Source organism: Candidatus Brachybacter algidus, from assembly GCF_016707225.1.
GTDB classification, from domain to species: Bacteria; Bacteroidota; Bacteroidia; order Chitinophagales; family Saprospiraceae; genus Parvibacillus; species Parvibacillus algidus.
In genome coordinates, this window is the sequence record NZ_JADJID010000003.1 from 900,553 (window position 1) to 921,237 (window position 20,685).

The 20,685-nt window shown below is 37.7% G+C and carries 16 protein-coding genes; 4 read left to right on the plus strand and 12 right to left on the minus strand.

Features of this window, described 5'->3' with window-relative positions; genetic code table 11:
- Window positions 1-6: 6 nt before the first annotated feature.
- On the minus strand, window positions 7-1,965 hold the full coding sequence (locus IPI15_RS13665; protein ID WP_287403230.1) for an ATP-binding protein: 1,959 nt from the start codon (window positions 1,963-1,965) through the stop codon (window positions 7-9).
- Between the two features lie 118 nt (window positions 1,966-2,083).
- Window positions 2,084-2,578, minus strand: a complete 495-nt coding sequence (locus tag IPI15_RS13670) for a SixA phosphatase family protein (RefSeq protein WP_287403228.1) — start codon at window positions 2,576-2,578, stop codon at window positions 2,084-2,086.
- A 595-nt stretch (window positions 2,579-3,173) separates the two neighbouring features.
- Here IPI15_RS13670 and IPI15_RS13675 point away from each other — a divergent pair.
- Together IPI15_RS13675 and IPI15_RS13680 are read left to right on the plus strand one after the other, a co-directional pair.
- Window positions 3,174-4,154: a ribonucleotide-diphosphate reductase subunit beta gene (locus tag IPI15_RS13675; protein WP_287403226.1), complete on the plus strand. Its 981-nt coding sequence runs from the start codon at window positions 3,174-3,176 to the stop codon at window positions 4,152-4,154.
- 37 nt (window positions 4,155-4,191) lie between these two features.
- A complete protein-coding gene (locus tag IPI15_RS13680) occupies window positions 4,192-6,630 on the plus strand; it encodes a ribonucleoside-diphosphate reductase subunit alpha (RefSeq protein WP_287403224.1) in 2,439 nt (812 codons plus the stop codon).
- A gap of 620 nt (window positions 6,631-7,250) precedes the next feature.
- On the opposite strand, the gene IPI15_RS13685 is transcribed toward IPI15_RS13680, so the two are convergent.
- The 3 genes from IPI15_RS13685 to IPI15_RS13695 form a co-directional block, all read right to left on the minus strand.
- The gene (locus IPI15_RS13685) at window positions 7,251-8,243 is read right to left on the minus strand and encodes an LLM class flavin-dependent oxidoreductase (protein ID WP_287403222.1); all 993 of its coding nucleotides are present in this window, start codon (window positions 8,241-8,243) and stop codon (window positions 7,251-7,253) included.
- 354 nt (window positions 8,244-8,597) lie between these two features.
- Window positions 8,598-9,554: an aldo/keto reductase gene (locus IPI15_RS13690; protein ID WP_287403220.1), complete on the minus strand. Its 957-nt coding sequence runs from the start codon at window positions 9,552-9,554 to the stop codon at window positions 8,598-8,600.
- Between the two features lie 187 nt (window positions 9,555-9,741).
- Window positions 9,742-10,581: a T9SS type A sorting domain-containing protein gene (locus IPI15_RS13695; protein WP_287403218.1), complete on the minus strand. Its 840-nt coding sequence runs from the start codon at window positions 10,579-10,581 to the stop codon at window positions 9,742-9,744.
- Window positions 10,582-11,235: 654 nt separating this feature from the next.
- Between IPI15_RS13695 and IPI15_RS13700 the strand changes: the two genes are divergently transcribed.
- Both IPI15_RS13700 and IPI15_RS13705 read left to right on the plus strand, forming a co-directional pair.
- Window positions 11,236-11,748: a hypothetical protein gene (locus tag IPI15_RS13700; RefSeq protein WP_287420726.1), complete on the plus strand. Its 513-nt coding sequence runs from the start codon at window positions 11,236-11,238 to the stop codon at window positions 11,746-11,748.
- Window positions 11,749-11,929: 181 nt separating this feature from the next.
- The gene (locus IPI15_RS13705) at window positions 11,930-12,493 is read left to right on the plus strand and encodes a UbiX family flavin prenyltransferase (protein WP_287403214.1); all 564 of its coding nucleotides are present in this window, start codon (window positions 11,930-11,932) and stop codon (window positions 12,491-12,493) included.
- Window positions 12,494-12,856: 363 nt separating this feature from the next.
- Here the strand turns inward: IPI15_RS13705 and IPI15_RS13710 are convergent, their stop codons facing one another.
- From IPI15_RS13710 to IPI15_RS13740, 7 genes are all read right to left on the minus strand, one after another.
- On the minus strand, window positions 12,857-13,456 hold the full coding sequence (locus IPI15_RS13710) for an acyltransferase (RefSeq protein ID WP_287403213.1): 600 nt from the start codon (window positions 13,454-13,456) through the stop codon (window positions 12,857-12,859).
- 15 nt (window positions 13,457-13,471) lie between these two features.
- Window positions 13,472-14,254: a M48 family metalloprotease gene (locus IPI15_RS13715; protein ID WP_287420727.1), complete on the minus strand. Its 783-nt coding sequence runs from the start codon at window positions 14,252-14,254 to the stop codon at window positions 13,472-13,474.
- 36 nt (window positions 14,255-14,290) lie between these two features.
- Window positions 14,291-15,496 (minus strand): acetyl-CoA C-acyltransferase, encoded by a 1,206-nt coding sequence (locus IPI15_RS13720; RefSeq protein WP_287420728.1) that lies wholly within the window; start codon window positions 15,494-15,496, stop codon window positions 14,291-14,293.
- A gap of 24 nt (window positions 15,497-15,520) precedes the next feature.
- Complete coding sequence (locus IPI15_RS13725) at window positions 15,521-17,251, minus strand: tetratricopeptide repeat protein (protein WP_287420730.1); 1,731 nt, start codon at window positions 17,249-17,251, stop codon at window positions 15,521-15,523.
- 104 nt (window positions 17,252-17,355) lie between these two features.
- The gene (gene dut / locus IPI15_RS13730; protein WP_287403206.1) at window positions 17,356-17,790 is read right to left on the minus strand and encodes a dUTP diphosphatase; all 435 of its coding nucleotides are present in this window, start codon (window positions 17,788-17,790) and stop codon (window positions 17,356-17,358) included.
- A 206-nt stretch (window positions 17,791-17,996) separates the two neighbouring features.
- On the minus strand, window positions 17,997-19,415 hold the full coding sequence (pyk, locus tag IPI15_RS13735; RefSeq protein ID WP_287420732.1) for a pyruvate kinase: 1,419 nt from the start codon (window positions 19,413-19,415) through the stop codon (window positions 17,997-17,999).
- Window positions 19,416-19,928: 513 nt separating this feature from the next.
- A complete protein-coding gene (locus tag IPI15_RS13740) occupies window positions 19,929-20,660 on the minus strand; it encodes a hypothetical protein (protein WP_287403204.1) in 732 nt (243 codons plus the stop codon).
- Between the last annotated feature and the right edge of the window lie 25 nt (window positions 20,661-20,685).

Consider the following 20,685-nt stretch of genomic DNA (forward strand, 5'->3'; position numbering starts at 1 on the left):
TATTAATTATATTCTAATGGTAAATACTGAGCCTGCTCCTTCCTCGGATTCCACCTCCAAAGTACCTGCATGGCCTTTGGTTATTATATCATAACTGAGACTTAAACCCAATCCGGTGCCCTGTCCGGTAGGTTTTGTCGTAAAGAAAGGCTGGAATATTTTGTCTATAGTGCTTTGAGTCATGCCGTTGCCGTTGTCGCTAACGCTTATTTCAATTTTATCATCTAACTTTTTGGTGATAATGGATACGGTTGGTTCATAATTATGGACATCTTGGGACGCATGCAATGCGTCCTTGCGCTCATTAACAGCATAAAATGCATTAGTCAAGAGGTTTAAGACTACCCTCCCAATATCTTGTGGAACAATGTTGATACTTACAATACGCTCGTCAAAATCGGTTTTTAAAGTCGCATTGAAAGATTTATCCTTTGCTCTGAGGCCATGGTAGGATAGTCTCAGATATTCATCGCACAAGGCATTGATATCCGTTGGCTCTTTCTGACCACTGCTGCTGCGGCTGTGTTGCAACATCCCTTTTACAATGGCATCAGCTCTTTTGCCATGATGGTTTATTTTTTCCAAATTTTGGCTAATGTCTGCTGAAATTGCTATGGCTTCTGTGATATCACCATTGTTTAGTTCCACTACCATCTCTTCCATCAACTCATTACTTAACTCACTGAAATTATTGACAAAGTTGAGTGGGTTTTGGATCTCGTGAGCTATACCGGCAGTAAGTTCACCTAGGGATGCCATTTTTTCAGATTGGATGAGTTGATTTTGAGTCGCCTTCAATTCATCTAGCGTTTTTTCAATCTTTTGTTTTTGTTGTGCTAGTAAATCGTTTGCTTTCTTTTTATTGGTATTGCTTCTATATAAAATAAAAGCAATGACGGAAAAAAACACCAGCCCCAGGATTAGCAATAGGATCTGATTTCTGTTTTTAGTTTTTATTTTTTCTGTCTCCATTTCTGTGGTCCTGACCTGTTCTTCAAAATTCATATTATGAAAGTTGGTCACAGTATTTAGCTCTTTTAAAGAAAGAGAGTCTCTTACATCTTTTGCCAACCGCAGATAAAAGTAGGCACTGTCCAGGTTGTTTTTGTCTTTGAAGACCAGAGAAAGTGTCTGAAAAACTTCTTCCAACTCATCGTCATCCATTCCCATTGATTTGAAATTGATCATACTTTCCCTGACATAATAAAGACTTGAATCCAACATGTCCATATTTCTGTATAGCTTGCCCAAGCTCATCTGGGTTTCTGCTAGGTCGTTGATATTATTACTCTTAAATTGTTCTTGCAAGGCATTTAAGTAATTTCTCTTAGCAAGTTGGTAATTTTTCATGCCTGTATAAATCTCCCCAAGTAAATAATTTGATTTGCCAAGATTGGATTTGTCCCCTAATTTTATTTCTAATTCATTTGCTTTTAATTCATAATAAAGAGCTGAATCAAGTTTATCCGTGCCTAAAAATGCTACAGCAATATTGTTGGTAACTATATATTTCTGGGATAAACTGTTCATTGAGTTCACTACAGTAAGATTCTCTCTAAGTTCTGACAATTGTTTATCATGATTTCCCATGCCACCATAACTTATCGCGATATTATTCTTGATGTAAATGAGTAAATGATTTCTGTTTTTTTCGGGATCTCCTGGAGTGAAGTAGTATTCTAAATAAGTAGTTTTAACAATGTTTTTACCAATGTTTACATCCTCTGCCATTTTTTTAGCGATCAATAAATTCGCTAATGCATTACTATAATCTACATTTAAAATGTAATTGTATCCGAGATCGCAAAGTGCGGTTGCTTTGTAAAATTTTTGGTTCAATTTTTCTGCCAGACCTATTGCAATTTTGGAACAAATAATTGCGCTATCCCTGTTGTTACTCCCATAATCGACCGCCAAATTGCAGTATTTGTCCAATAGAATGGTATCATTTACCTGGGCACTCATACGTGAGATTGAACAAAAAGAGGAAGAGATCAAACACGAGAGGAGGATATAATATTTCAAAAATAATTTCATATACAAAGTCTTGAAATTTTGCTAATATAATCTAAATCTCTGGTTATCAATAATTAAAAACGCTGCAATCTACAAGGTGCATCTTATAGAATGTCAGTACCCATATTTTTCCAAATTCCGATTCATCCATTTCAGGATATACTTCCTGCCCAATAAGCGCATTCACTAGGTCAGGTATGGTATTGCTATGTCCCGCGATGACCGTTGTTTTATATTTTATCAGGCTATATAATTTTTCCATACTCATCGAATCTTTAGAATCGTAGAAATCAATAGCCAACCCTTTTGATATGCTCAGCGGTAAGAGTGTTTGTTTTGTCCTTCTGGCATTTGTTGAAAACAACTTGTCGACCGGCACTTCTTTTAGCAAATTAGATAATCGCTCACTTCTTTCTACGCCTTCTTTTGTCAGTGATGGGTCTTGCTTTATTGTAGTGTCTTTCTCTGCATGTCTAAGGAGGTAGATCTTAGTGGTCTCTTGTTGGGCATGTGCATGATGATACGCATTCCATGTTAAAAGCAGAAAGAAAATGTATTTCATGATTAAAGGAGGTATTCGATTGCTCTATTTTACTCCAAAGTAAGAAAAGTTGTCCTATGAAACATCATTTATCGGAATGAGACTATATTAATAGTGTTGGAAAGCGGATTCCCAAAGTCAAAACCTGTCAGGGGATAACGGACAAATTTTTTTAAAAAATATATGTTAAAAATCGTTGAATGTGAGTAAATATCGTACTTTTAAACAGGTTACAAACAGTTGTACACATTCTGCATTTCATTGCTAACATTACAATAAATTTTTATATGTGTGGTAATCAACATTTTATCAAAGTTACTAACATATGTTGGTAAATTTGATATGAAAAAAACTTTAATGTGAATATCTTAGCACCATCAAAGGCAGAGATATTTCCTTATAACAAAATTGTTTGTCCCAAAACACTTTTTTTTGGAAATGTAAAAAATATTTCATGCCCTTTGATCTCATATGTATTTAGTAGAACAATGAATACGTATACACAGAAAAACATATATTACTTTTTTCAATAATTACTTTTGGAAGGCTGAGAAATCAGATTACTTTTGTGCCCCCAACCGACCAAAAAGCTTAATTATCTATTTTATAACCGACCATGAACAAACAGGAACCAATACTAACAGAAAACCCGGGAAGGTTTGTGATTTTTCCCATACAGCATGATGACATCTGGCAAATGTACAAAAAGCACGAATCGACTTTTTGGACTGCCGAAGAAATACATTTGACTGAAGACCTTCAAGATTGGGAGAAGTTATCCGACAATGAACGCCATTTCATTAAAAACGTCCTTGCATTTTTTGCTGCAAGTGATGGTATAGTCAATGAAAACATTGCTGAAAACTTCGTTCGCGAAGTACAATATACTGAAGCTAAATTTTTCTACGGCTTCCAGATCATGATGGAGAATATCCATTCTGAAACTTACTCCCTGTTGATCAATACATATATTAAAGACTCTGCAGAAAGAGATTACCTCTTTAACGCTATCGACAACATCCCGGCTGTTAAGAAAAAGGCTGACTGGGCTTTGCGATGGATAGATAATGGATCATTTGCAGAAAGACTTATTGCATTCGCAGCTGTAGAAGGTATTTTCTTTAGTGGCTCATTCTGTTCTATTTTCTGGTTGGCTAAACGAGGGATCATGAAAGGCCTTAGCTTCTCCAACGAATTGATCTCTCGCGATGAGGGATTGCACTGTGACTTTGCTTGCTTGTTATACAATCAACACATCGTCAACAAACTTGACAAATCTATACTTGAAAAGATCATTACTGATGCAGTAGTGATCGAGAAAGAATTTGTAACAGAATCCTTGCCGGTAGGCCTTATCGGCATGAACGCTGATCTCATGTGTGAATACATTGAGTTTGTAGCGGATAGATTACTAGTATCTCTTGGCAACCCTCGTGTTTACAATGCCAAGAATCCATTCCCTTTCATGGAGATGCTCTCCCTCCAAGGAAAAACAAACTTTTTTGAAAGAAAAGTGGGTGATTACTCCAAAAGCGGAGTTTCCAATGGAGAGCAAGTCGGCTCGTCTAAGAATTTTACTATAGACGCCGAATTTTAATAAGAAAACTATTTATTAACATTTTTTTCGCATCACAATGAAGGTTATAAAAAGAAATGGCTCCGCTGAAGCCGTCAGTTTTGACAAAATCACAGCACGTGTAAAAAAACTATGCTACGGAATCAATCAGGAATTCGTAGAACCTGTAGAAATCGCAAAACACGTTATTAAAAGTATCTATGACGGAGTATCTACTACCGAACTGGATAATCTGGCAGCAGAAACTGCAGCGACTATGGCTGCCACACACCCTGACTACTCTTTACTTGCAGCAAGAATAGCTATCTCCAACTTACACAAAAATACCAACAAGTCGTTCAGTGCGACGATGGAGATACTTTATAACTATATAGATCCAAAAAATAACCAAAAAGCATCCTTGATCGCCGATGATATCATGGCTATTATAAGAGACAACAGAGAGAAACTGGATTCTGCCATTATTTATGACAGAGATTTTGTATTCGATTACTTCGGCTTCAAAACACTGGAGAAATCATACTTAATGAGAGCAAATGGCGAAGTGGTAGAGCGGCCTCAGCACTTGCTCATGAGAGCAGCAATCGGAATCCACCAACAAGATGTGGATGCAGCGATAGAGACTTACAATCTAATGTCGGAGAAATGGTTTATTCATGCTACTCCTACCCTCTTCAATGCAGGTACACCAAAACCACAATTATCCTCATGTTTCTTGCTTTCAATGACTGAAGATAGTATCACAGGCATTTATGAAACATTGACAAGATGTGCTAAAATCAGTCAATCTGCGGGCGGTATCGGATTGAGCATCCATAACATCAGAGCTACAGGATCTTATATCAAAGGCACAGGAGGAACCAGCAACGGTATCGTACCTATGTTGAGAGTATTCAACAATACAGCTTCTTATGTAGACCAAGGGGGTGGAAAGAGAAAAGGTGCCTTTGCCGTTTATCTTGAACCATGGCATGCTGACATCCAGGACTTCTTACAGTTGAAGAAAAATCACGGTAAAGAAGAAATGCGCGCCAGAGATCTTTTCTATGCTATGTGGATCTGTGACTTATTCATGGAAAGAGTGAAGGCAGATGCTATGTGGTCGTTGTTTGATCCTAGCGAAGCACCTGGTCTTGATGAAGTATATGGTGGCGAATTCGAAGCATTGTACCATAAATATGAAGCTGAAGGAAAAGCACGGAAGCAAATAAAAGCACAGGAACTTTGGTTTACCATACTTGAATCACAAATTGAAACGGGTACACCTTACCTATTATATAAAGATGCTGCAAATAAAAAATCAAACCAGATGAATCTTGGTACGATCAAGTCCAGCAACTTGTGTACAGAAATCATGGAATATACTTCTCCTGATGAAGTAGCTGTGTGTAATCTTGCCTCTATCAATCTTTCAAGATTTGTAGAAAATGGCGCATTTGATTACCAGAAATTATATGATATCACAAGAGTAGTTACTCGTAACCTGAACAAGGTCATAGACATTAACTACTATCCTATTCCGGAAGCTGCTAACAGCAACTTGCGTCATAGACCTATAGGAATTGGCGTGCAAGGATTGGCTGATGCATTCATTTTGATGAGATATCCGTTTGATAGTGCTGAGGCAAGAACGATGAACAAAGATATATTTGAAACAATATATTTTGCAGCATTGACTGAATCAAATGCATTGGCTGCGCAATATGGTGCTTATTCAAGTTACGAAGGAAGCCCTGTAAGTAAAGGAATACTTCAGTATGACATGTGGGGAGCTATTCCTTCTGATCGTTGGGATTGGGCAGGATTGAAAGCTGAGATCAAGAAAAATGGTGTCAGAAACAGTTTATTATTAGCTCCAATGCCAACTGCAAGTACAAGTCAGATTCTTGGCAACAATGAATGTTTCGAACCATACAATAGTAACTTCTATACCAGAAGGACTTTAAGTGGTCAATACATCGTAGTCAATAAACACCTTTTGAATGACCTGATAGGATTAGGTCTTTGGAACAATGAAATGAAAGAACAACTGATGATGCATAATGGATCTATTCAACAGATCCATAACATTCCTCAGCACATCAAAGATCTATATAAGACGGCTTACGAATTAAGTCAGAAAGTGATCATCGATCAGTCAGCTGATCGTGGTGCATTTATCTGTCAAAGCCAAAGTTTGAATTTATTTGTAGAAAGTCCGACTTTCAGCAAACTTTCATCAATGCACTTCTATGCATGGAGTAAGGGCCTGAAGACTGGTATGTATTATTTAAGAAGCAAAGCAGCAGTAGACCCTATCAAGTTTACACTAGGAGATCAACATCAGCAGAAGTACGTCGATAAACCAATCGTTGCATCTGTCGTTGAAGAGATCGAAGTAGAAATGGATTTGAACATGTCTAACAGAACTACTTCCCAACCTGAAATGTTGGCAGATGGAATATCTGAAGGTATGACGTGTACTATGGAAGATGGCTGTATTTCTTGCGGTTCTTAATATTACATTAACTTATTGAAGGTCTTGAACTACATTATTTAACACGGAAATTTACGTTTAATACGTAATTCTCATAAACCGATTTGAAAGGGGCAGCTTGAAAAAGTTGCCCTTTTGTTTTTGGGGGAGGAAAGGGAAAGGATCTGTATCACTGAGTTTCACAGAGGTTTTTGAATAAATTTCAATCAAATCATTCCTATTAATTTCTGTCCTTTCACATCTATTGTAGACTTTTTGAGTTTCACAAAGAGATTTGACTATCGTCAAATGCTGCTACATCAGTCGGAACTGAATAAAGAAGCATTCCATCTTCCTTGGGGTCCTTCGCACTTCTTCCTACTTTGCGTGAACCATAATAGAAGTTTCATAATGTCACCACCTTCGGGTTCTATTTTCAACCATGCGGCATATTCTATAATAATTTCACCCTTCAGGTTTTATTCTATTTTATAAATTCTGGTAAACTTCAATATTTGTGAACTTCAATTTTATATAACAGGTGCACTAAAATAATATCATACTGATATATCAATATACTAATATACTGTCATACCTATTATATACATTACGGACAAGGGCAAGCCATGTCCCTACTGTAACACTAATATAATCTCATTCTGTCATACTATCATACTCTCCTTCAAAATCTCATAACTCCTCAACCTCTTATCCATATCATAAATATAACTTACTGCCATCAATTCATCCACACCGGTTTCAGCAATAAATACAGAAAGTTTCTTTCTTAAACTATCCTCACTGCCAGTAAAAGTGCAAGCGGTCATTCGTTGCAACATGTCCTGCACTTCAGGAAGATAAAATGTCGATGGAAGATTGCCTGGTGGCTGCAGTGGAACGCGCTCATTGGTTACAATACCAAGAAACATTCGGTATAGACTTGTGACAAGGAATTCTGCTTCATCATCAGTTTCAGCACCAAAGATGTTGACACAGGCAAGAACATAAGGTTTATCGAGTTGAGCTGAAGGTTGAAAATTACTTCTGTATATTTCAATTGCTGTTCGGAACTGAGCCGGAGCGAAATGTGCTGCAAAGGCATACGGCAAACCCATTTTTGCGGCTAAGTAAGCACTATCTGTGCTTGAACCAAGGATCCAGATAGGTATATCAAGTCCTTCACCGGGAAAAGCCCTGACTTTAGAATTTCTATTTGAAGCACTGAAGAACGTCTGAAGGCTTTTAATATCCTCAGGAAAGTCATATGCCGTAGCCATGTTATTTCTTCTTAAGGCCATAGCTGTAAGTTGATCTGTTCCAGGTGCTCTGCCAAGTCCAAGATCTATACGACCCGGATATAAAGTTTCCAATGTACCGAATTGTTCGGCTATGACGAGCGGTGCATGATTGGGCAACATGATACCACCCGAACCTACCCGGATAGTTGAAGTTTTACCTGCTAAGTGCCCTATCAAAACTGATGTAGCCGAACTAGCAATGTGTTCCATATTGTGGTGTTCAGCGAGCCATACTCTCTTATAACCTAGCTTTTCCACATGGCGCGCAATTTTCACTGAACGTTCTATGGCATCTGCAGCATTTTCACCCTGAGAGACGACGGCTAATTCAAGAATGGATAATGGAATGGAGGTCATATATGATGCATTTGTTTTATTATAAAAATTAAACTATTGGAGTTAAGATGTACACAATTATGTGTTAAACCTTGTCTAAAAGTTTCCGTTAAATCAAAGTTAATATACTGTAAATCAAATGAATGCCGCATAAGTATCATAGACTCCCCCTGCACCCCTCTGAAAGAGGGTGAAATCTAACCGACGTCATTTTGCACTTTACAGTTAGCCTTTCAACTTTTTAAGTTAGCATATTGTTTTTAGAAGTAAAGTTTGATTACGGACTACTGACTACTGCCTACTGACTACTGCCTACTGACTACTGACTTCTGACTTCTGATTTCTGACTTCTGATTTCTGACTTCTGGTCACTGTTTAAAAATGACTCGCATCATCCAACAGCTCCATCTGGCTTTCAGTCAGCGTAAGCGTCACAGAGGCCATAAGATCGTGTAACTGTGCAGATGATGTAGCACTTGCTATTGGCGTCGTAATGAATGATTTTTGTAACTGCCAAGCAAGAGCGATTTGAGCTAATGGCCTGCCATTCTGTGCAGAAACATCGTCCAGAGCATTGAGTACTTTAGGACCTATTCCTTCAAAGTACTTAGCCATTCCTCCGCCTCTAGGGCTTTTACCAAGATCAGCTTCAGAGCGATATTTTCCGGTAAGAAAACCACTGGCTAAGGCAAAATAACTCATTACTGCCAAGTCATCTTGTTGCACCATAGTTAGATATTCAGTTTCAAATTTTTCTCTTTCAACCAAATTATATAATGGCTGAAGACTTATATATCCTGACAAATCATGCTCTTTTGCATAGTCATTGGAAGCTTGGATACGCTCTGCAGAAATATTAGAAGCACCTATATAGCGGACTTTACCTTCAGAGATTAGCTTATTATATGCTTCTATCGTCTCAGAAACATCTGTAGAAAGGTCTTCCTGATGTGATTGATATAAATCAATGTAATCTGTTTGCAGATTCTGAAGACTAGCTTCAACAGCTTCTTTCATATATTTACCACTCAAACCAGACTTTCCACCACCAAGATCTGTTCCAAGCTTAGTGGCGATGACCATTTGGTCTCTATTTCCGCGCATCTTCATCCACTTACCAATGATCGTTTCGGATTCACCACCCTTATGGCCTGGCACCCAAATTGAGTAAGAGTCAGCGGTATCAATGAAGTTGAAACCATGATCGAAAAATTCATCAAGAATCCTGAAAGATTCCCTTTCGTTAAGCGTCCATCCAAAGACATTGCCACCAAAAGAAATTGGAGAAACCATCAGGTCTGATTTTCCAAATTGTATTTTATTGAAATCCATAAAACATCGATTTTTTTTGAATTAATATAGCGTTAGAGTAAATCGGGAGAATTCGATTTAAAAAAATATAAGATGGTGAAGAATGATTTCTATTATAGAGACAAAAAAAACCTTTAAAAGGTTGTCTCTTAAAGGTTTTTTATAATAAATACTCAAAATCAATTAAATATGATTTGATTTTAAATATCTACTGCAAGATAATTCTTTTGCTGACCGATTCTCCCTTATTATTAGTTAGTACCAGATTGTAAAAACCTGGAGCATAAGAAGCCGTAATTATTACATTTGCGCCATTAACTAAATCTGCTTGATGTACTATTCTTGCTGTAACATCCATTAGTTTATAGGAGGAAAACACACCACTTTCGTTGACAATAGTAAGGCTAGCTGAAGCTGGATTTGGATAGAGTTTCACAGCCCTTTCTTCTACTTCTTTGATTTTTAAAATGAGGCAATTAGCAGATATAGATGGGAAATTAATTTCATCAGCCTCATAGAAGCACAACAACTCCTCGGCATAATCCGTCGCACAAATATTAGGATAGGAAATAATTCCATATTCTGCACTTCCAAGTCCTTCGATCCAGGTTGTTTCTACGATATCGACTCCGGAAGCCTTCAATTTCAATGTCTTACGACTACTTCCATCGACCAATGTTATATTACCTTTAGCGATTACTTCCATATCACAAAAGATAGTAGAGAAAATATCTCCAACCTCTAATCCAAAATCGTATAGTACATATTCCGGCTGATCACCAGCCTTACAATATACCTTATCTCCATCTTCACGAAGGAAGGCGTTCGTTTCAATCCAGTTTTCTTCAGGGAAACCAGTGTTTTCCAACACCTTCTTGTAAGTTACTCCATTAATTTCTTCTTCCTCACCTATCTTGACACCATAAGTATCTTGCCAGCCATTAAAAGACGTATGTTTTATATTCCATTGATTACCGGAAGTAGTGAGTAATTGCGCATGCAGTCCAAAAGTAAAAAAAGAAATAGTTAGCAATAAAAGTGTCTTCATAATATATTAATTTAAGTTTACCATAAGAAAAAAACGGACAGCAAATAAAATGCTTTGTAAATATAAAAAAATAAAGCTGAAAAGTTGATTATGAGCTAATTAATTGAAAAAGTTCGTTGTTTGTTGTTTGTTGTTTGCTGTTTGTTTGTCAAAAAGTTAATGGATATTTTTTATCAAATAAAACTTTCTAAAAATGGGCGAACTTATTCTCATGCTGCATACAAAACCTTAAAAACATAAGTCTGTCACAGGAATAATTAATATTTCAAGTTTAGGTAGTCAAATTTTCTTAATTAAAAGAAAAATTAGAATCTTTATAAAATGTTAGATGGTAGAAGCTTGTCCGCCGAACAAGGCGGGGTAGATTTTAGATGGATTTCCATCAATCACATGGATATTTCTTCTATTAAACCTATTAAAGAAAAAATATTAATCAGTTGACTACACTCCCCGCCGTCACTTTGGCTAGTCGGGCAAGCATCTAACATCTTACATCAGCCATCTACCTTTGTTTCTTAACTGCCGAAACTTGAGTTAATATTATTATTCTAATTAATGGAAATTCGTTGCCTTAAAAAAAATAAAATGGAAATAATCTGACTTCAATTAATTTAGCCTTCTTAAATTAAATTAAAAATAACCAAATAAAAAAAGATGAAATTACTTTGTTGTTTTTTAATCTTAAACTTTGCAACAACATGGAGCAATGCACAGATATACAATACTCCAAACTTAAAGACCGAAATATCAAAAAATATTAATCCTAATGACTATCTCGACCTTGACTATCTTGAAAGAAATGGGTACACAAAGTCGCCGGGTTCTGAAGCAACTGAGCTGATATATTCGAGATCTGAAGATAGTCCCTTCAATGGCATCATAGGTTTTGAAATCCTAAAAGGAGAAAAAAATGAAAGTTTCCTGAAATACTTCAAGGATCCTGCAAATGAAGCTACTTATAAAAAACTTGATTTATGCGAAAAATTGGAAAATGTAATTGCATATTACAAAATCAAAGAGGTAGGTGAAGGCGATAATAAAATGTTTGAAATCGAAGCCTGTTTTTTTATTGGAAGTGAGACCTTGGGGTTTTTCACCATGAACGAAAAGTCAGAAGGAGCATTAGCTAGCCTGAACGAGGCGTGTCAAATAATCAAGTTGGAATAAACCTATTTCAATAAGGTTTTTAAGAATCAATTCATTATTTACCATTTTAACTTTTAATCATTACATCTTTTAGCCTTGTCTAGTCAAAATCAAATATACAAGCAGATAAATGAGCAATATTATTACATCAAGTGCTGTTAAATTTTCAACTTTTTAACCGAAATAGTTATTTAGTATCTGTATGAACAGAAAAATTGTAATTGCCATTGGTGGCGCCAGCGGATCGATCTACGCCAAGTTACTTGTAGAAAAGTTAGCAGTATTGAATCTTCATGACCTGCACATTGATCTTATCATGACCGAAAATGCCAAGATCAACTGGAAACTGGAAATGTCCACGTTTGAAGAATCAGCCATTCCTTACAAGATCTACGCCAATAATGATTTTTTCGCCCCTTTCGCCTCCGGTTCCGCCGGATATGACGCCATGGTACTCATTCCATCATCAATGGGTCAAATAGGTCGTATTGCAAATGGTATTTCTGATGATCTCATCACCAGAGCAGCAGATGTGATGCTGAAGGAACGCAGGACGTTAATCCTTGTGCCACGTGAAGCACCTTACAACCTAATTCAATTGCGCAATATGACTTCTATTACAGAGGCAGGAGGTATCATTTGCCCAGCAACGCCTTCTTTTTATTCGCAACCAAAATCGATAGATGAATTGGCTATGACGGTTGTAGACAGAGTGCTTGATTTGCTGAGGATCGAACATCGGACCTATCGGTGGAGTACTATATAATGAAAGAAGAAAAATGAAAAATGAAAATTAATTTTTGGTGATTTTTGAATTGTGATGCAAATTAAAAGATGAGTAACAACATCCATCAACAATTTACTGAAAGCTTCGCACAAATTTCCCTCAATTTATTTGGCTTTATCTGATAAAATGATTTCTTTTGTGAAAGTTTAATAAAAGGACGCTCCTACTATGACAAATGTTGAAAATGCCGGAAAAAAAGGTTATTGTTTTCTTTACTTCTTTTTATTCCTTTTTGGTGTAATGGCACTTTTTGTATATCTATATAAATATAACTTCAATCTGAAATTCTAATTTCAGGTAAAATTAACCCCAGAACTAAGTTTAAGGGAATATTAAGGACGATTAATCATTGTTCTTGATCTCATTCCAATTTTCAAATAACAAGGCTTGATCTGGTCTTTCAACAGGTATTTCTGCCAAAGGCTCGACTTCTTGCCAATGATTTTTCATGTCATTTGGCAAAGTTTGGTAGAGGCGTGTACCTTTCTTCTTCCAAGCCAGCATTTCATCTGAAACTTCCTTGACTATTCGGGCAGGATTACCTACCAATATTGACCTTGGCGGTACTTCCATTCCTTCAGGAACAAAAGTCAGTGCACCTACGATACTTCCATCTCCTAAATGCACATTATCCATGATTACTGCATTCATACCCACCATGCAATCTCTACCAATCGAAGCTCCATGGATTATAGCACCATGTCCTATGTGTGAATTCTGCATCAAATGGATCGTTTTACCTGGAAACATATGTAGCGTGCAATTTTCCTGGACATTACATCCGTCATCGATCACTACAGCACCCCAGTCACCGCGCAATGCAGCTCCGGGACCAATATAGACATGCTTTCCTATGATGACATTTCCTGTCACAGTAGCCATTGGATGAACAAATGAAGAGGGATGGATGACAGGTATAAAACCTTTGAAACTGTAAATCATGATGTTGTCTTAAGACTATTTGCCCAAAGCTACCTTATATTTATCAATGGCAGCTCGTATCTTTTCCTTCCTGTTTTCAGGACTTGGGTGTGTACTTTGAAATTCTGGTACATCTCTACCTCCTGATGCATCCTTGAGTATTTGCATAACATCCATTAAAGCTTCAGGGTCATAACCGGATTCCATCATAAATCTAACTCCAAGATCGTCGGATTGTAGCTCCTGATCTCTCCCAAAGCTCATTGAAACATTAGCTGCTACTACTTGCCCTATCTGAGTCACACTCATATCTCCGCCTGTACCGATGGCTGCGCTATTCAACAAACCTTGATACAATTGGTCCTTAGCCATTTTCTCTCCACTATGCCTAGCTACTACATGTCCAACCTCATGACCTAACACGCCCGCTAACTGATCCTCCGTTTTTAGTCTGGATAACAAACCTTCTGTAATAAATATCTGCCCACCAGGCAGAGCGAAAGCATTGACAGTATTGGGATCAGCAAGTAAGTGAAAATCGTATTTATAAGGTGTTCTGGATGCGGAAGATTGGAATACGACCTTCTGTCCTACCTCTTTCACCAAAGCTTGGTTGTTCATATTGGAAGATAAACCCCCAAATTCTGCTGCCATTTGTGGCGCACTTTGCAGTCCCATGGCTATTTCATCATTCACTGAAAGTGCAACATGCTGAGTTTCACCTGTGACTTCATTGACTTGAGTATTAGAAAAATATCTGAATAAAGTGAAAATCAGAATAACTGCTCCGATCAATAATGTACCTTTATTTAATTTCATTACATTAGTTGTTTTCAGTAAAAATAATGAATATTTTTAAACTCTTTCTAATATCACAGCATATCCTTGCCCTACCCCAACGCACATGGTGCACAATGCATACCTTTTGTTAGTTCTACGCAACTGCAGTGCAGCAGTATGAAGCAGGCGTGCACCAGTCATGCCCAGTGGATGACCTAGGGCAATGGCGCCTCCTTGAGGATTGATTCGTTCATCATCTATGGAAAGATTTAATGCGTCTAAGCAAGCTATTGACTGAGCTGCAAAAGCCTCATTTAATTCGATAATATCCATCTGATCAAGTGTTAATCCTGCTCTTTTTAACGCAAGATTGGTGGCAGGAACCGGTCCTATACCCATGATGCGCGGTTCGACACCTTTGACAGCCGAAGAAACTATTCTGGCTATTGGTTCAAGTTTGTGAGTTTTCAATCCTTCATCTGAAGCAATTAGCATTGCAATGGCTCCATCATTTAGCCCTGAACTGTTGCCTGCAGTCACAGAGCCTCCCTGCTTAAATGCTGCTGATAAATTTCCAAGTATGCTCAGATCAGTATTTGGTCGTGGAAATTCATCATGTTCGTATATCCCACTTTCTTTTCTACTTTTTTGGAAAGGAATAGGAACAATTTCTTCTTTGAAGAATCCTGAATCCAAAGCATTTTTTGCTTTTACCTGCGAATTATATGCAAAGGCGTCTTGTCGTTCGCGACTTATGTTGTACATCTCTGCAAGATTCTCCGCAGTATCACCCATGGCATCTATGCCGTATAATTCTTTTAATTGTGGATTGATAAATCTCCACCCAAAACTTGAATCATACATTTTCGCATCTCGTCCATATGCTGAACTGGTCTTGCTTATGACCCAAGGTCCTCTGGTCATATTCTCTACCCCGCCTGCTATGAAAAGTTGGCCTTCATTAGTGTGGATAGCACGATGCGCATGTATAACTGCCGACATTCCGGAAGCACATAATCTATTGACCGTCTCTCCAGGAACAGTATATGGCAGTCCGGCGAGCAAACCTGACATCCGTGCTATGTTTCTGTTATCTTCTCCTGCTTGATTGGCGCAACCCATGATGACATCATCAATTTGACCTGGATCCATGTCAGGGTTAAGGGTAACGAGATGCTTTATGACATGGCTTAACATGTCATCAGGCCTCACTGAGGCCAAAGTACCTCCAAAACTTCCAATCGGTGTCCTGCAGCCATTTACGATGTATGTATTTTTCACTATTGTTGATTTTTTAATAAAATCTCACTGAATATAAACCTTTGATGCTATTTTTTTATCGAGTGAAAGCGTATTTACACCCATAGACTTGGCCAGTCTCCACATATCCATTGCCTTGGTTACATTTTTCGACATAAAATAGACGTCTCCCGCTTGCTCGGCGATGGAAGGATATTTTAAACCACCATTGTTTATAGCCATTTCTATCCATTTTAAAGAAGAAACGTAATTCTTTTCTTTGAAATCGATGAGGCTTGCCGTAGCTGCATTAAATGGGTCTTTATCATTTTTTACAGTAGCCGCTTCTATTTTGATCCTCGCAAGGTCAAGTCTAATGCCAAACTCCGCCAGCATACCTGCTACCTGCGCCATAGAATTTAAATTGCCTTTGCTCAACAAATCAGTCCTCTGAAAGTGGGTATTGGCTTGCTCCTTATCATTGGTCGCTGTGTAAGCGATGGCCAGCATGCTATTGATCAATGCTGCCTGGGGATGGTTATTGCCTGTCATCAGCTCAGCGGTACTTAATGGAGAAAGTGCTTCATCCGGATGCCCAAGCTTGAGTTCCGCAAAAGCAAGGTTGACATAGTTATTAATCTGATTAGGATAGACATCCATTGCTTCGTTTACACATTTCTTAAGATCCTCGTACCTTTTTAAGTATGTCAATAACAACATTTTTTGTTCATATACAGCATACACTCTTTGTGTCAATTTCAACGCTTCATCATAAGATAATAGAGCATCAGTGTACTGCCCTATATGCAATCTGATATCACCCGATATAGCCCATGCTTTAGCTTCTGAGGGATGAGCCTTTACAAGTTGTGTCGCTATTTTACCTAGAGGCGAGACAAGTGAAGTATCCTGAGTGTCAATATATTTATCAATAAAAGGAAGAATTCCACTGATTTTGCTGTCAATCGTGATTTGTGGATTTTCAATTATGGCGATGATAGAATTAAGATATTGACTGTCGTTTACTCCTTCTTTCATTCCCTGAGCTAAGGCAATATTCGCATTGGCATTTGTTGGATCTGATTGAAGTACTTCGGAATAAAGTTCTTTTGCATCTTCCTCCCTGCCATCTGATTTATAGATGCTCGCCAGTGTATTTTTTGCCTGTAAATTGTCCGGGAAAGATTTAACTAATTGCTCTAATGTTAAAACGGCAGCATTTAAATCACCTGCTTCGGATTGTGCTCTGAATTTCCTAAAAAGGATTTCTTCTGAAAAGCCAAATGTATTACCCATTCTTTCAAAAGTTTCTATGGACTTAACAGGCATTGCTGCTGCACTGTATAATTTTGCCATTTTCAACCAATATTCTTCAACCCGTGGATGCTTGGATATAATTGTCTCATATTTAGAAGCAGCCATTTCTGCATTTCCTTGTTTTTCAAGGATCTCAGCTTCGAATATGGCATAATAAAGGTTGGCAGGATCAAGACTTACAGATTTGGATGCATTCGTAAGTGCATCATCATATTGTTTATCAAGGTAATATGTTCGGGCTAACTCATAATAAAATGTAGGTTCAGTCTTGTTATTTTTGATCAATTCCTGAAGAAGCGGTATGGCCTCCTTAGTTTTATTAGCCAATCTGAAGGCAGTTGCAGCGATAAATTTTTCTTCCTCCATCGCTTGTTTCTCACTATATCTCGTGGTGTCCTTTGTAGATATAGTCTCAATCTGAGCTGAAATAGCAGAATTGAAAAATATGAAAAATTGAAAAATGAATAAAAGTCTTACCACTATTTATTGGAATTTAACTGATTTAACACATGGGGCGGAAAGTGGTTCTAATTTCTAGACTTTTTCCTTGAAAGCATCCCTTTATTAACGAATTATATAGCCAATTATTGATGTCCCGTAGAACCAAATCCTCGATCTCCACGGTCAGATGGGCTTATATCATCCACTTCTACTAGCGTAACTGTTTCATATCTGGCGATCACCATCTGGGCAATACGTTCAGCAGGATCAATGGTCTGCAATTCCTGTGAAAGGTTGATTATAGGGATTTTGAGCTCACCGCGATAATCACTGTCAATGGTTCCTGGTGCGTTGATAACAGTAAGTCCTTTCTTGATAGACAGGCCGCTCCTAGGTCGCACTTGAGCCTCTGTTCCTGGTTGCAACTCAATGTATAAGCCGGTGGGAATCAGCATCCGCTCCATCGGTTGCAATTCTATTGGAATATCGATGTTCGCTCTAAGATCCATACCTGCACTGCCTGCGGTTTCATAGTTTGGAAGGGGATTGCGTGATTTGTTGATTATTTTTACTTGCATCTTTATTTATTTGAAGATGCGAAGATATTATTTAAATAGAAGATAAAGAATATAAGTGGATAGTATTAAAGATGACAAAAAGGTAAGTATTACAGAGCAGAAGTGTAAAAGCACAGGGAATACAGCGAACGGAAAATAGTGAACAGCGAACAGAAAACAGCGAACAGCATTGAAGAATTTTATTGTTCCCGTGATTTACTAAAGTGCTAATACGCCAAAGTATATAACGTTATTCCACGGCCAAAGCCCAAAGCGAAGCGACCCAAAGCCCAAAGCGCAGCGACCTCATCTAATCTACAATCGCAATCTTGTACATCGATGATCGTATTGTCTGTAGTGGTAAAACCATCATAGTAATAGCAGTGTACACCCCAAACTAGGTTGAGCATGCCAGCGATCTCCTTTTGATCGGAAAATATAAATATTTCTGCGTGGCTACGGTAAGACGAAATTTTAAATCCTGTATATCCTGAAGCTGTCATCCCTATGATAGCTGTAGCTCCGATCTCTTCTGCTGTCTTAGCTGCATTGAAACAAACTACATCAGACATAAATGTCGCAGATTTCGATGAAGGGTAAGGTCTGAGGCGTTGAACTGGAAAGTTTGTTTCAGCTTCAGCGATAATTCTATTCATAGCACGTACGGTCTCGACAGGATATGCTCCAACTGATGTCTCGCCTGACAACATAACTGCGTCAGTACCATCCAGTACCGCATTGGCGACGTCAGTTACCTCTGCTCTTGTAGGAGAAGGATTGACGATCATACTATCCATCATCTGAGTTGCGACTATGCAAGGAGTGCCGTATTGAATGCAAAGTGCCACGATTCTTTTCTGAATACCAGGAAGTTTCTCTATAGGCATCTCCACACCAAGGTCACCCCTCGCTATCATGATACCGTCTGAAGCTTTGATGATCTTCTCTATCTTCTCAACTGCCTGAGGTTTTTCAATTTTGGCTATGACTCTAGCATGATGACCATGTGACTTGATCTTAGCTTTAAGTAGTTTGATTTCTTTTGGAGATCGGACAAATGATAAAGCGATCCAATTCACCGGTTGAGTCATCAGAAAGTCAAAATCTTCAAGGTCTTTCTCTGTTAAAGCCGGCAGCGATACATTAGTATCAGGTAAGTTAACACCTTTATTTGAAGACAATTCTTTACCAAAAAGTACTTTTAACTTAACTGTATCGATATTATTAGTCTCCACCACTTCCATACCCACCTTGCCATCATCAATCAGAACTTGCTCCCCCACTTCCACATCAGCTGCAAAACTTTGGTAAGACATGTAGATTCTTTCTTTAGTACCTACACATTTTTCATTGACGAAAGTTAGGATATCACCCGGTGCTAAATCGAGTTTGTTATTTTCTATCTGACCAACTCTGAGCTTAGGTCCCTGAAGATCAGCTAGAATGCCGACATTGATATTGTGATCGACGTTGATCTTGCCGATCGTTTCTATTTGAGTTTTAGCGACATCGTGTGATCCGTGAGACATATTGATACGAAAAACATCGACTCCTGCTTTAATGAGTTCAAACATTTTTTCGTAAGAGTCACTTGCCGGACCTAAAGTGGCCACAATTTTCGTATTCTGGAAAGTTCGTTGAGACATGTGTAAAATATAATAAAGAGATTAAAAGGTAAAATTAGTGTACTTTTTACAATAATTACCTTTTTGGGCAAATAATTTATTGCAAACGAGGTAAATAGGGACTTTCGAAGAAGGTGGGCATCGAACAGTGATGGAGGAATAATGCAAATACTTGCGATTCACAAGAATAGATAAAAGCTAGAAAGAAGAATATAAAAGTTAGAAATAAGAAATTAGAAATTAGAATGAAACTTCGATTAGAATGTATAGCAGATGAGAGTGTTTAGCCTAAAGTTAGATATTTGGTATTCATCAATATTTTCGATTTTATAGATAAACAATAAAAATATATTTCATTGACTACCAATATAATATGTAACTTCAAAACTTTAGTTTACAATAAGGAAAACATATGTATTATGTGAAAAAAATGATTTGTAGGCTAATTCGCCAATGTGCTAATATGCCAATGCGCTAATCAGCTAATGCGCTAAAGTGCCAATGCGTTAATTCCCCAACCCCGCAGCTATCAACCTAAAACTTATAAAATACTGCCAATCCAAAATTATTGCCCTTATTCCTGAATCGCCTATTAGTCTCTCCATCATAGAAGGTCTGTTCAATATTCTTGGTTTCATATTCAGTAAATAGAAACTGATAAATGCCACGAGCTCCCCAATGGTCATTGAAGTTATATTTAATGAAAAACTCTGAGTTTAAGGATCCAATATCGTGGTCACCCGTCAATAAAACGTTAAAGGTCGTTGGCTTTACAGCATCATTACTTATTATTTTATTACTTTCCAATTGGCCTTGCTTTTCAGGTCCAAAAGAAAATCCAACCAGGTCAATATTCAAACCAATCCCAAATTTTTCTGTAATATTAACAGCGAGGTTTGCACTTATATTAATAGAGTTGATAAGAGGATTTTGCACCGTCAAAGTATCCCAATTTTTGTCCAGCTGCTCAGCAAACACAATGACAAAAGGAGTTGTATTTCCACGAGTATATTTCGCAGGGCCGGATGTAATAAACTCAGCATCTGTGGCGAAAGCACCGCTATATCTAAGACCTAAGCCTGCTTCCCAACGATTATTCTTCCCCAATCCCAACTTCCAATTGTGAACGTATGAGGCCGAAATGCCATATGTCGTTCCGCCTGAAAATGAAAGGTCCGCGTATTTTACAGATTGTGCATTGGTAAAGGTACAGACCATAACATTTATAATAAATAATATTGCTACGCTTGATATGTTATTTTTCATGATATTTAATTGCATTAGTTGTTAT

What these genes read in the sequence shown, in the direction of transcription:
- IPI15_RS13705 (WP_287403214.1), top strand. Translation starts at nt 11,930, where the DNA reads ATGAACAGAAAAATTGTAATTGCCATTGGTGGCGCCAGCGGATCGATC.
- IPI15_RS13695 (WP_287403218.1), bottom strand. Translation starts at nt 10,581, where the DNA reads ATGAAGACACTTTTATTGCTAACTATTTCTTTTTTTACTTTTGGACTG.
- IPI15_RS13675 (WP_287403226.1), top strand. Translation starts at nt 3,174, where the DNA reads ATGAACAAACAGGAACCAATACTAACAGAAAACCCGGGAAGGTTTGTG.
- IPI15_RS13710 (WP_287403213.1), bottom strand. Translation starts at nt 13,456, where the DNA reads ATGATTTACAGTTTCAAAGGTTTTATACCTGTCATCCATCCCTCTTCA.
- IPI15_RS13685 (WP_287403222.1), bottom strand. Translation starts at nt 8,243, where the DNA reads ATGACCTCCATTCCATTATCCATTCTTGAATTAGCCGTCGTCTCTCAG.
- IPI15_RS13690 (WP_287403220.1), bottom strand. Translation starts at nt 9,554, where the DNA reads ATGGATTTCAATAAAATACAATTTGGAAAATCAGACCTGATGGTTTCT.
- IPI15_RS13700 (WP_287420726.1), top strand. Translation starts at nt 11,236, where the DNA reads ATGAAATTACTTTGTTGTTTTTTAATCTTAAACTTTGCAACAACATGG.
- IPI15_RS13670 (WP_287403228.1), bottom strand. Translation starts at nt 2,578, where the DNA reads ATGAAATACATTTTCTTTCTGCTTTTAACATGGAATGCGTATCATCAT.
- IPI15_RS13740 (WP_287403204.1), bottom strand. Translation starts at nt 20,660, where the DNA reads ATGAAAAATAACATATCAAGCGTAGCAATATTATTTATTATAAATGTT.
- IPI15_RS13715 (WP_287420727.1), bottom strand. Translation starts at nt 14,254, where the DNA reads ATGAAATTAAATAAAGGTACATTATTGATCGGAGCAGTTATTCTGATT.
- dut (WP_287403206.1), bottom strand. Translation starts at nt 17,790, where the DNA reads ATGCAAGTAAAAATAATCAACAAATCACGCAATCCCCTTCCAAACTAT.
- IPI15_RS13665 (WP_287403230.1), bottom strand. Translation starts at nt 1,965, where the DNA reads ATGAGTGCCCAGGTAAATGATACCATTCTATTGGACAAATACTGCAAT.
- pyk (WP_287420732.1), bottom strand. Translation starts at nt 19,415, where the DNA reads ATGTCTCAACGAACTTTCCAGAATACGAAAATTGTGGCCACTTTAGGT.
- IPI15_RS13680 (WP_287403224.1), top strand. Translation starts at nt 4,192, where the DNA reads ATGAAGGTTATAAAAAGAAATGGCTCCGCTGAAGCCGTCAGTTTTGAC.